Source organism: Streptohalobacillus salinus (assembly GCF_003201605.1).
In the GTDB taxonomy this organism is placed as follows: domain Bacteria; phylum Bacillota; class Bacilli; order Bacillales; family Amphibacillaceae; genus Streptohalobacillus; species Streptohalobacillus salinus.
Map to the genome: position 1 here is coordinate 1 of NZ_QJJR01000005.1, position 12378 is coordinate 12378.

The 12378-nt window shown below is 37.6% G+C and carries 13 protein-coding genes and 1 riboswitch; of the genes, 5 read left to right on the forward strand and 8 right to left on the reverse strand.

Translation table 11 applies throughout. The annotated features are described in order from the left end of the window. Positions 1–24: 24 nt before the first annotated feature. The 4 genes from DES38_RS05820 to yugI form a co-directional block, all read right to left on the reverse strand. Complete coding sequence (locus DES38_RS05820; protein WP_110251166.1) at positions 25–612, reverse strand: ECF transporter S component; 588 nt, start codon at positions 610–612, stop codon at positions 25–27. A 151-nt stretch (positions 613–763) separates the two neighbouring features. Further along, a riboswitch (FMN riboswitch) is annotated at positions 764–906 on the reverse strand. A 102-nt stretch (positions 907–1008) separates the two neighbouring features. Beyond that, a complete protein-coding gene (locus tag DES38_RS05825) occupies positions 1009–2067 on the reverse strand; it encodes a M20/M25/M40 family metallo-hydrolase (protein WP_110251167.1) in 1059 nt (352 codons plus the stop codon). A 186-nt stretch (positions 2068–2253) separates the two neighbouring features. Beyond that, entirely contained in the window at positions 2254–3600 is a 1347-nt protein-coding gene (locus DES38_RS05830) for a glucose-6-phosphate isomerase (RefSeq protein ID WP_110251168.1), read from the reverse strand. A 312-nt stretch (positions 3601–3912) separates the two neighbouring features. Then, on the reverse strand, positions 3913–4284 hold the full coding sequence (gene yugI / locus DES38_RS05835) for a S1 domain-containing post-transcriptional regulator GSP13 (RefSeq protein ID WP_110251169.1): 372 nt from the start codon (positions 4282–4284) through the stop codon (positions 3913–3915). 306 nt (positions 4285–4590) lie between these two features. Here yugI and DES38_RS05840 point away from each other — a divergent pair, with 306 nt between their 5' ends. Further along, positions 4591–5769 (forward strand): MalY/PatB family protein, encoded by a 1179-nt coding sequence (locus DES38_RS05840; RefSeq protein WP_110251170.1) that lies wholly within the window; start codon positions 4591–4593, stop codon positions 5767–5769. 45 nt (positions 5770–5814) lie between these two features. Here the strand turns inward: DES38_RS05840 and DES38_RS05845 are convergent, their stop codons facing one another. Beyond that, on the reverse strand, positions 5815–6078 hold the full coding sequence (locus tag DES38_RS05845) for a phosphocarrier protein HPr (protein WP_110251171.1): 264 nt from the start codon (positions 6076–6078) through the stop codon (positions 5815–5817). A gap of 332 nt (positions 6079–6410) precedes the next feature. Between DES38_RS05845 and deoD the strand changes: the two genes are divergently transcribed. From deoD to DES38_RS05860, 3 genes are all read left to right on the forward strand, one after another. Continuing rightward, positions 6411–7118, forward strand: coding sequence for a purine-nucleoside phosphorylase (deoD, locus tag DES38_RS05850; RefSeq protein ID WP_110251172.1), 708 nt, complete (start codon positions 6411–6413; stop codon positions 7116–7118). A 95-nt stretch (positions 7119–7213) separates the two neighbouring features. Continuing rightward, positions 7214–7804: a biotin transporter BioY gene (locus DES38_RS05855; protein WP_245881966.1), complete on the forward strand. Its 591-nt coding sequence runs from the start codon at positions 7214–7216 to the stop codon at positions 7802–7804. Between the two features lie 78 nt (positions 7805–7882). Then, the gene (locus DES38_RS05860) at positions 7883–8359 is read left to right on the forward strand and encodes a divergent PAP2 family protein (RefSeq protein ID WP_110251301.1); all 477 of its coding nucleotides are present in this window, start codon (positions 7883–7885) and stop codon (positions 8357–8359) included. Positions 8360–8512: 153 nt separating this feature from the next. Here the strand turns inward: DES38_RS05860 and DES38_RS05865 are convergent, their stop codons facing one another. Continuing rightward, entirely contained in the window at positions 8513–9718 is a 1206-nt protein-coding gene (locus tag DES38_RS05865) for an NAD(P)/FAD-dependent oxidoreductase (RefSeq protein WP_110251173.1), read from the reverse strand. Positions 9719–9885: 167 nt separating this feature from the next. On the opposite strand from DES38_RS05865, the gene DES38_RS05870 reads away from it, so the two are divergent. Further along, on the forward strand, positions 9886–10875 hold the full coding sequence (locus DES38_RS05870) for an NAD(P)/FAD-dependent oxidoreductase (protein WP_110251174.1): 990 nt from the start codon (positions 9886–9888) through the stop codon (positions 10873–10875). A gap of 109 nt (positions 10876–10984) precedes the next feature. On the opposite strand, the gene DES38_RS05875 is transcribed toward DES38_RS05870, so the two are convergent. Both DES38_RS05875 and dapF read right to left on the reverse strand, forming a co-directional pair. Next, on the reverse strand, positions 10985–11317 hold the full coding sequence (locus DES38_RS05875) for a HesB/IscA family protein (protein WP_110251175.1): 333 nt from the start codon (positions 11315–11317) through the stop codon (positions 10985–10987). A 70-nt stretch (positions 11318–11387) separates the two neighbouring features. After that, positions 11388–12248 carry a diaminopimelate epimerase gene (gene dapF / locus DES38_RS05880; RefSeq protein ID WP_110251176.1) on the reverse strand — a complete coding sequence of 287 codons (861 nt, stop codon included), beginning with the start codon at positions 12246–12248 and terminating at the stop codon, positions 11388–11390. Between the last annotated feature and the right edge of the window lie 130 nt (positions 12249–12378).

Here is a 12378-nt window from a genome sequence, read left to right on the forward strand (position 1 = left end):
AATGAATCGTCATCTTGCTTGTTATTATCTTGAACTATAACTCATCTGTTTTTGTTTTATCCATGGCTTCAATTTAATGAATAGCGGAATAAACAACGCAGATACGATTATACTTTTCACAATATTAAATGGTACGACACCAATTAGAATCGTATTGAGTAAAAAGGTTGGCGTTAGATTGGTCCAGCCCATAAACACACTATAGATCGGTAAGAGCACGAAATAATTTAATGCGCCCATTGAAATGGTCATAATTATTGTGCCAATTACTAAACCAGATACAAGGCTTTTGTTTGTTTTATAGCGGTGATAAATCATTGATATCGGTACAACAAACGTAACACCTGCGATAAAGTTAGCAAGCACACCGACAGGATCACTCGCACCGTATACAACCAAATACAGACCGTTTTTAATCAACTGTACTACAACACCTGCCATTGGCGAGAAAATCAAGGCTGCTAGTAGGGTTGGCACTTCCCCAAAATCTACTTTTAAGTAAGAAGGTAAGAAGGGGAGCGGGAAATTTAGTAATAATAAAATCATTGAAATGGTTCCTAATAGCGATAAAATAATAAGTTTTGTTAAATTTGATGATTGAACATTTTTCATGTTGTCGTCATCCTCCTTCATCTTTTTTATATCGATTTACTCTTAATGATGAAGGGAGTCTAATTTCTGATGTCATATAAAAAACCTAAAGCAGTTTGGGCTTTAGGTTTGATGGCATCAAGAAATAAACGGTTGCACGCAACCATTTAACTCTGATCTTCTCCCATCCAGACTTTAACTGTCGGTCCCGGATTCACACCAGGTCCACCGCGTATACCATACACGGGTCACGGACTTCTAACATTACTGTTAGTTACCGTCGGTCGGGAATCTCACCCTGCCCCGAAGATTAAATCGATATATAATTATACTTACATTCTACCGTAAAAACTTATTTTCGACAATAGATATGCTGTGACAACTTTGTGACTAATTACACAATCAACCCATTAACGCTTAATCTTCTAAAGGATTAAGGTTTTCTTTTCCGGTCATATGACTAATCCAATCGACAATTAAATCAATTTCTTCCGTGATGTCTTGCATGCTAGCTGTTTCAACCGGTGAGTGCATATAACGAAGCGGAAGCGAAACCAAACTAACTGGCACACCTTGATTGGTTAACCGCATTTTATCTGCATCTGTTCCCGTCATTCGCGGCGTTAATTCATACTGAATTGACATGTCTAATCGTTTAGCTGCTTGTTCAAGCCAAAGATTGATCTTTCGATTAATCGGTGCGCCTTTTGCTAAGACTGGCCCACCTTCTAATTTGATGTCTCCGTATTTATTTTTATTCACGTGAGGATAATCTGTTGCAAATGTCACATCACAGGCAATCGCAAGACTTGGTTTAATACCACTTGCTGCAAAGTAAGCACCACCCATATTTGTTTCTTCATTGACAGTACTTGCTGCGTATACACCTACATTCAAGTCTTTTCCTTTTAACTTACGTAGAACCTCTGCCACAATAAAAGCCCCAGTCCGGTTATCTAAGCCACGCCCCGTAATATAACGGTCCATCATTACATCTGGTGAACGATCATACACAGCTAAATCACCGACCTGAACATACTGACTAATTTCTTCCTTTGACTTAGCTCCACAATCAATATACAAATCTTCTACCTCAAAATCGCCTTTTATGCCGCCGTGGTGTTGAGCATTCACGCCAATAACACCACTAATTGTCTTCGCATACCCTCTAATATCCACCCGCATACCAATCGCCGCTTTAGGGTTAATACCGCCCATTTTATCGAAATAAAGAAAACCATCATCACCAAGACGATTAATCACAAGCGCTATTTCATCACAGTGTCCCGCCAACAATATTTTAAATTCAGCTTCTTTATTTAAAACACCGATGGCATTACCGGCATAATCTGTTATTATTTCGTCTGCAAAGTTTTCTACGTAGTTTATCCATTTCTTTTGAATCTCCATCTCCATACTTGAAGGTGAAGGGGTTGATAATAGTTCAAATAAAAAATCTTGATTTTCTAAAGGCATTTCACTCACTCCTTGTGTATTGTCTTAACCTTCCTGGTCATCTTCGCTAAGCATATGAACATATTAATCTAATACTAAGCCTCACGCCATAACTTCACTGTGCATTGTCCATCAAAGAAGGGTTAACCTCTATCTTGCCATAGAGGTTAACCCTAGATTAGTTAGAAAATCAAACACTCGTGAAAATTATAAGCGTTTCTCTAATTCTTCTTTTTCTTTCTCAAATCCTGGTTTACCAAGCAAGGCAAACATATTCTTCTTGTATGCTTCAACGCCTGGTTGATCAAATGGGTTCACCCCTAGTAAATATCCACTAATGGCACACGCCTTTTCAAAGAAATAGGCAACGTAACCAAATGTATACGCGTCAAGCTCAGGCAAGTGAACAATCAAGTTAGGTACCTGACCATCCGTATGCGCGAGCATCGTTCCTTGATAGGCTTTCTCATTAACAAAATTAACCGTCTCGCCTGCTAAATAGTTAAGACCATCAAGATCTTGCGCTTCTTTTTCAATCGTTAAATCATATTTTGGTGTTTCAACATGCAACACGGTTTCAAAGATGTCACGACGCCCTTCTTGAACGTACTGACCTAATGAGTGTAAGTCCGTTGAGAAATTAGCAGATGAAGGATAGATCCCTTTAAAGTCTTTTCCTTCACTTTCGCCAAATAATTGCTTCCACCATTCACTGAAATATTGTAAAGCTGGTTCATAATTAATCAACATTTCAATGGTTTTACCTTTATTGTAAAGAATATTTCGAACAGCAGCATATTGATACGCCGGGTTTTTATCTAAATCCGCTTCACTTAAATCAAGTTGTGCTTGATGTGCACCTTTCATCATTTCATCTAAATCAACGCCACTAGCAGCGATTGGTAAAAGACCAACTGCTGTGAGTACAGAGTAACGTCCACCAACATCATCAGGGATAACAAAACTTTCGTACCCTTGCTCTGTTGCTAAAGTTTTAAGTGCACCTTTCGCACGATCAGTTGTTGCGTAGATACGCGTCTTCGCTTCATCAACACCATATTTATCTTCTAAATATTTACGGAAGATACGGAACGCTAATGCTGGCTCAGTAGTTGTTCCGCTTTTTGAAATAACATTGATGGAAACATCTTTTCCTTCAAGTAAATCATATAAGTCTTTCATATAAGTTGAGCTGATGCTGTTACCAACAAAGATCACTTGCGGTGTCTGCCGTTGGTCTTTCGCAAGCATATTGTAGAATGAGTGATTTAACATTTCAATTGCTGCTCTAGCACCTAAATATGAACCACCAATTCCGATAACTAACAGAATATCAGAATCAGCCTTAATTTTTTCTGCTGATTTTTTAATGCGCGCAAATTCTTCTTTATCATAGTTCTCCGGGAGGTCAACCCACCCTAAAAAGGCGTTACCTGCACCCGTTTTATTATGTATCATCTCGTGTGCTAACTTTACTGGTTCTTTTAAATAATCTAACTCATGCTGACCAAAGAAAGATAATGCTTTGTCATATTCAAAACGTACGTGTGTCATTAAATTACCCCCACTTATTATTTTATTAGACTCCACCTTAAAGATACCTAAAAAGGCATCGAAAATCAAGTAGCTTCGTCTAAAATGAATAAAAACTCATTGTTTTTTCAAAAAATTCAAACTATAACTTACAGAGAAGTATTAAATGTTTGTCTCCTTATCATAAACATTATTTATTCATTTCACTTAAACAGGTAAGGGACAGTCGCCAAACTAAAAGCTCATCTTTATCGACCCATTACCTATAACAATAGCCAGACGAAATTAAATCACAAAAAAAAGACCAGTTACTAACACTGGCCTTTTGTAACCTTATTTATTCATGTCCGACTGTTTTAACCATTCACCTAATTTATCTTTAAGTGTATTAAAACCTTGCTCTTCTTGTTGTGGTGCTTGGCGACGTTCTTGTTGCTTACGTGGTGCACTTTGCTTCGGTGCTTCTTGCGTCGCGCGGATAGATAATGAATATTTATTTTTTGCTTCGTCAATTGCAAGAATCTTAACGTTAACTTCATCACCAACAGAAATATGCTCATTAATATCTTTAACGAAACCATGAGTAACCTCTGAGATGTGAACAAGACCTTGTACTTGATCATCTAATGCAACGAATGCACCGTATGGCTGCACTCCTGTAACTTTACCTGTTAAAACTTGACCTTCAGTGAATTTTTCTGACATAATTACAACTCCTCATTTAATTTTGACAAATCGAAAATGACATAAAGTCTTTGATTTACCGATATCGTGTATACGCAATTATTAATATTAGCATAGGTTGATGAAAGAATACAAGCATTTTAGTTGAAAAGTTCACTTACTTTTTTCATCTCACGTCTTAGTGCTAACCCTTGGCCTTACAACCTACTCTATGATATCATTTGGTAAAGGGAAATACTTACCAGTTATTACTACTTATCCATTGTATGGTGTAACCATTCAAGCGTGATAGTATGGATAAACATTAATTGATATAGGAGTGAAGACATGACATCTTTTAAACATTTACCTAACCGCCATAATACCCGATCGGTGAAATGGGACAAAGTAAAAGCAATCTATGGTGACGCTGACGTTCAGCCCCTCTGGGTTGCCGACATGGACTTAGAAATTGCTGAACCCATTAAACAAGCACTTAAAGACCGCGTCGACCACGGCGTATTCGGCTACACATTTACTGATGATTTATTGGATCAATTAGTCACGAACTGGTTGGATACGCAACATGATTTTAATGTGTCAACTGCCTCATTAATTTATAGTCCTGGTGTGTTAGAAACCATTCATATGACGATTCTTACGCAGACTGAAGAACATGATAAAGTATTAATTCAAACACCGGTGTACTTTCCCTTTCATAGTATGATCAAGAATCATAACCGCGAATTGGTGAAAAACCCACTAATAAATACCAATGGACACTATACGATTGACTTTGAAGATTTAGAAGCTAAATTTAAAGATGGCGTTAAAGCCATGATTTTTTGTAGTCCACATAACCCAGTTGGTCGGGTATGGACTGAACCTGAACTAAAACGTGTGCTTGAACTTGCTGAAGCATATAACGTCTTAATTATCTCTGATGAAATTCACGCTGATTTGGTTTATCAAGGATCAAAGCATATACCGATTGGATCGCTTGACTCTCCCATTCAAGAACAAATCATCACACTGATGTCACCAACAAAATCATTTAATTTAGCAGGATTACAAGTCTCCTATGCGATTGTTCCTGATAAAAAGGTCCGGATGCAACTTAGACATGCTTTCTCGAAATATGGTATCACCATGCTTAATACACTTGGCATTACTGCATTAGAAGCTGCCTACTCAAATGGAAAGCACTGGTTGGATGACTTACTTAAATTACTCGCAACAAATAAACAGCTCGTTGAAGATACTTTTGAAAATGAGCCGCTCGTTCAAGTGACTAAAGCAGAAGGAACGTATCTTTTATGGTTGGATCTAAATGCCTTAAACCTAGATCATGATACCTTAAAAACATGGATGGAAACGGAAGCAAAGCTCGGATTAAATAGCGGCATTACCTTTGGTGAAAACGGCAGTGGCTTTATGCGCATGAATATCGCCAGTCCGACCGCCTACATCAAAGAAGCACTCGATAAACTTACAGACGCTTTAGCTAAACATAAAAAAAACGCCTAATTTAGGCGTTTTTTTACTTTAGTCTATTGAATGTTTAACCAGAGATTATTCGCCTAATTGTTCGCGAATAGCAGCTGAGATACCTTCGATTGCTTGATCTTCATCAGAACCATCAACCGTCACTTTAATTTGAGCACCTTTAGGTACGCCTAAAGACATTACGCCCATAATTGATTTTAAGTTAACCGCTTTACCGTTGTAGTGCATTTCGACATGCGATTCATATTGACCTGCTTTATTTACTAACAAAGTAGCTGGACGTGCGTGAATACCTGTATCATCTGTAATTGTAAACGTTTGTTCTTTCATTTTTATTCCTCCCACTTATTCAACATTATTTAATCAACTCATTCTTTACGTAAACGAATTAATTAATTCTATTATATACGAAATTTACCATAGAATAAATAGCATTACAAGTATTATTACACCGTTTTCATTTCTTTCGATTCTATATCTTGTTTCTAACCACTATATTAATGTCCATATTTACTGTTTCATAAATCATTGATCGCTTATTTTCATTGTAATCGCTTCCTTCGTTAATTTATTAGTACTTATCTGAAAAGTGATTCAATTGTAATCAGAAGTTAGTTATGCTATCTTAACAATATAAATTGTAGAAGGAGGTTTTTATTTTTATGAGTACACATATTGGAGCAAAAAAAGGTGAAATCGCAGATAAAATTTTACTACCTGGTGACCCACTTCGGGCCAAATATATCGCTGAAAACTTCTTAGAAGATGTATCCTGTTATAATGAAGTGCGAGGAATGTATGGATATACAGGCACTTATAAAGGTGAGCGTATTTCTGTGCAAGGGACCGGAATGGGCGTACCGTCAATTTCTATTTACGTCAATGAACTTATCCAAGAGTATGATGTTCAAAAACTTGTTCGCGTTGGTACATGCGGGGCTATTCAAAAAGACGTGAAGGTGAGAGATGTCATTTTAGCACAAAGCTCAACATCAGATTCACAGATGAATCGGATGGTATTTGGTGGGATTGACTTTGCACCAACGGCTAACTTTGAATTATTGAAAAACGCTTATGAGACAGGTGTAGAAAAAGGCATGAAGTTACGTGTTGGTAATGTTTTCACAAGTGATAGTTTTTATCGTGACAACGCTTTAGACTTGTTTAAAAAGTTAGCTGAATACCAAGTGTTAGCGATTGAAATGGAAGCAACAGCTCTTTACACCATTGCGGCGAAGTACAATCGTCAAGCACTAGCTGTACTTACCGTATCAGACCATGTTCTTACTGGTGAGGAAACAACAGCTGAAGAACGTCAAACAACTTTCAATGACATGATTGAAGTTGCACTTGATGCTGTCATTAAATAGTTTTTTTAAGAGCAAGTATTGACTTGCTCTTTTTTTGTTAGTATTGTTAACTTTAGAAATTTAAAGTTAACAATACTAACAAGGAGGTAAACCCATTGTTTACATTTACCGCAAAAGATCTAACTTTCAGCGCTATCTTTATCGTACTCATGACAATAGGTGCAAATATTACGTTTTGGCTGCCATTTCTAGCTATTCCGATTGGTGGTGTTAATGTACCTTTATCTCTTCAACCATTTTTCGCCATTCTATCCGGGTTGCTTTTAGGACGACGGTTAGGTGTACTTTCTATGACAGGATACCTTGCACTTGGCGTTATTGGTGTGCCTGTTTTTAGTCAACTTCAAGCCGGTCCTTTTGTGTTATTTAATTACACAGGTGGTTTTTTATTATCATTTGTTCTCATCAGCTTCTTATCAGGCTTTTTAAAAGAAAAACTACCTGTCACGAATCTTAAGTCATTAACAACAATCACAATGACGAGTACCATCGTGAGTTATCTGATTGGTGTTTCATACATGTATTTAGCGATGAATGTGTGGCTCAATCTGAACGTTTCTTATGCCGCTGCCTGGATAAGCATGATCCCCTTTTTAATCAAAGATCTCGTCCTAGCACTTTTACTTGCGAGCATTGCATTAAGGTTATTAACACAGCTTCCCCACTTGAAAAATGGCCGAAGGTAAGCACTTTAATGCGAACGACGTTAGATTTATGCTATACTATTGATAACAGTCGTAGAGAAAGAGAAGGGACAGATGATATTGACAGTTTTTCAAAATTTTCCATTAGTTGTTGCACTTTTTGCCATCTTATTTGCGCAAGGTGTAAAAGTACCAATTCATTTTATCGCTACTCATGAATTTAAACCTGGATTAGCATTTAGTACAGGTGGCATGCCTTCAAGTCATTCTGCTGCAGTTACCGCTGTAACAACAGGTGTTGGTATTGAACACGGTTTAACCTCTGGCATTTTTGCGATTTCTTGCATTTTTAGTATTATTATTATGTTTGATGCCACTGGTATTCGTCGACAAGCCGGAGAACAAGCCATCGTTTTAAATATGCTCGTCAAAGACTTTCAGTATTTTATTGATGAAGCTAAAGTTTGGAATAAAAAGAAACAATATGAACGTAAACAAGAGCTTAAAGAATTGCTCGGTCATCAGCCGATTGAAGTTTTCTTCGGCGGATTAACAGGCATTCTTTTAGCATTCTTAATGCACCCTATTTTTAGCTGAGGGGCGCATATAAACAGCTCTAAAAAGGTGTTACTTTTCAGTGGATGGTCTAGTATCTAGGCCGATCGCTGAAAAGTAACACCTTTTTTAAATGTCCCTTATGTTCTTTTACTACTTAATCCCTCAAATTAAGCTCCAACTTTTAAAAGCTACTTAATCGTGATACTCAACATGAAATTTCCACCATAAATCCATTCCACCCATTTGCAATAAAATAATATGATCCGTCGTTCGTTTAAAACGTGATGCAAGCCAACCTACAATTTTTTTACCCTTCCCTAAAACGCCAATCGCATCTTTTGGACCAAGTGAAGCAATCTGACTACCATACGGTTTAAAACGAAAAGCATGGTTCACCGGCTGCCCCTTAATACGAGCACTTACATTTTTCGCACAATATTTTCCTTTTTGAATAGCGATATCAGCGTTAGGTAAATAGGGGTTCCCATGCCCATTGTTCACCAGTGCAACGTCTCCAATCACAAAGACATTCTCGTAACCCGGCACCGTTAAATCCTCATTCACTTCAACACGACCGTTCACAGAATCTAATATTGATTTGTCAATCAAATGACTACCTTTTACACCGGCAGTCCAAACGAACATATCCGTTGGAATAGTTGATACAAGACCTGCGTGCTCCACTTTAATCTGATGACGTTCGACTGCTTTCACGCGCGTGTTTAACTTAAATTCAACACCTTCACCTTCTAGCTTCTGCATTGCATATTCACCAAGTTCTAGATCAAACTCTGGTAAGACCGTCGCTTCAGACTCAACAGCAAGTAGTCGAACCTTCTCATAATCAACTCCGTATTCAATACAGAGTTGCGACAGATGCTCTGTTAACTCACCCAAGAGCTCTACGCCTGTAAATCCTCCTCCACCAATCACAATCGATAGCGGTTGTGTTTGCTTTGTCTTTTTATAATCCGATAACACAGTCAATAAACGATTGTATAATCGATTAGCTTTAGCTAACGTGACGATGCTCTGTGCATGTTCAGATAATCCTGGAATATCTTTCGTGTCCATTTCGGATCCCAGTGCTATAATCAAGTAGTCATAGCTATGTTCACCTGTATCTGTTGTAACAACTTGATTCTCTACATCTAGCATTTCGACCGTTTCTTTTTTTAAGGTCACTCTATTTGGATCAATAACTGATTCGATTGGAATCATCGACTGTTTATCTTTGTATACACCTACGGCATTTCGATGTAACCATGTGGTTTGATAATGATAATTATGTTTATTAATTAATGTGATATGAACATCTTGATCTTTTACTAATTTTTGAAGTTTCAACACCGCTGTTAAACCTGCATAACCTGCCCCTAAAACGAGTACTTCAGTCATAATTAACCACCTACTTCCTTCTTCTCCGTCACAATGTTGTCATATTTTAATTTTAGCTTTTTTATCAACTATTTTCAATCATTATTCGTTTAGAGCAAGATATATTCATTTCTTAAAGAAGTGTGTTAAACTATTCAATAGTTTCAGATGTTAACGGAGGGATATAAATGAACCAAAAAAATATAAATGATATTATCATTATCGGGGCTGGTCCAGTTGGGCTTTTCGCCGCCTTTTACGGCGGATTACGTCAGAAAGATGTAAAAATTATTGAGAGTTTACCACACACAGGTGGCCAACTCAGCGCACTATATCCTGAAAAATACATTTATGATATTGCCGGCTTTCCTAAAGTACGCGCACAAGACCTTGTATCTAATTTAGAACAACAAGTCCAAATGTTTAATCCGAACTTCTGTCTTGAAGAACATGTTCTGTCTGTTGAAAAACTATCAGATGGTACATTTAGCCTCGAAACAGATAAAGGCATACACCTAACAAAGGCGGTAATTATCACTGCTGGTAATGGTGCTTTTCAGCCGAGAAAATTAGCCTTAAAAGAAGCCACAGCATACGAAGGACGTAATTTACATTACTACGTTGACCAGATGATGCAGTTCAAAGACAAACGAGTGGTATTATTTGGTGGTGGTGATTCAGCACTTGATTGGGCACTAATGTTAGAACCAATCGCAAAAGAAGTCACAATCGTGCACCGCCGCGAGCAGTTCCGTGCACATGAACATAGCGTTGAAAAACTACAACAATCAAACGTTAACGTTTTAACGCCATATGTTCCAGAAGCTTTAACGGGACATGATCAGATTGAACAAGTCGTTGTTAAACAAGTAAAAGGTGAGGAAACCATTACCTTAGATGTTGACGATGTTATTGTGAATTATGGCTTTATCTCATCACTGGGCCCGATTAAAGATTGGGGCCTTGAAATAGATAAAAACAGCATTGTCGTCAACTCGAAAATGGAAACAAACATTGAAGGCATCTATGCGGCTGGTGATATCTGTACGTATCCAGGTAAAGTCAAATTAATTGCGACTGGATTTGGCGAAGGACCCACAGCAATTAATAATGCCATTAATCATACTGAACCTAAAGAACGTTTACAACCAAAACATTCAACAAGTCTTTTTGAATAAGGTTCTGTTATACCCAAAAGCCCCACCTCTTTTTCAGAAAAGAGGTGGGGCTTTTAAATCTTTAACTCAACCCGTTATAAGGCACTATCAAAAATGTTTTGACAAATACTTAAGCACGTTCATTTGTCGGACTACACTCACAAGCAGCTACTGTGTTTGGATTCAGAATCGCAAACTCGCCGCCCATCATATTTTGGATGAAATCAATTTTCGTCCCGCGTAGTATCTCTAAATCAGCTTGATTAATTGTAAAAGGAATGCCATTGGCTGTCCCTGTATAATCTTCTTTTGTAATTGCTTGATCAAAACCTAACGTATAAGAAAGACTATTACATACACTGCCTTTCACGCCAAAACGCAACCTTAATTTTTTATTAGTTTCTTGAAATAACATATCATCTATTTGTAATTTTGCTTGATCAGTAATAATGAGCACATCCATCTATCCCTTCCTTACCCTTACTCATAAGTATACTGAATAGTAGAATGCGTTTCAAATATTGCGTACTCTATTACCTGTTAAGCTGATACGTCCCCGTGGCCGTTACCTCAGCAGCACCTGTCATCCAAACTTGGTTATGTTGATCTAAGCGAATTTCCAAGTCTCCACCATCAAGATGTACAGTAACCGCTCCATTTTTGGGCGCATACCCATTTAAAATTGCTGCAACAGTAGCAGCACAAGCACCTGTCCCACACGCTTGCGTCACACCAGAACCACGTTCCCAAACTCTAAAGTTCATTTCTCTCTCATTGACTATTTCGACAAACTCAACATTTACCCCTTCAGGAAAACGAGAATCGTTCGTAATGATTGGACCAAGTTCATAAAGCGGAGCTGCGTTGATATCTTCGACAAAGAAAATTGCATGCGGGTTTCCCATTGAAACTGCTGTTAGCTGCAACAGCTGGTCGCCAATCTGAAACGGTTCATTTACGATTTTTTCTTGTTCTTTTCCTAGCATAGGAATCTGACTTCTGTTTAATAATGGCTCACCCATGTTAATCGTTACAACATCTACTTGGTCCTCTATAAATGATACCTCTGCATCGACAAGACCAGCCTTTGTCTCAATTGCGAAAGTTTTACTGGTGACCAATTGATTTTCATAACTATATTTTGCGACGCATCGCAAGCCATTTCCGCACGTCTTTCCTTCTGAACCGTCCTTGTTGTACATTATCATTTTCACATCAGCTATTTCTGAAGGAGCAATGAGAATCAAACCATCAGATCCAATACCGGTATTCACATTAGATATCTGTTGTGCTAATTCAGCTAAATCAACACCGGTCATATCTGTTTCAATGGCATTGATATAAATATAACTGTTTCCTAATCCGTGCATTTTAGTGAAAGGTAATCTTTGCATATGTGCCTCCTGTGGTAATTCGTTATTTATTAGTATAGTGATATTTAATGAAATTGCAACTTCGTTTTTTAAAATCAAATGATCTTCAATTTTAATACTTCTTAATCACTTGAAAAAATGTTATACTAAA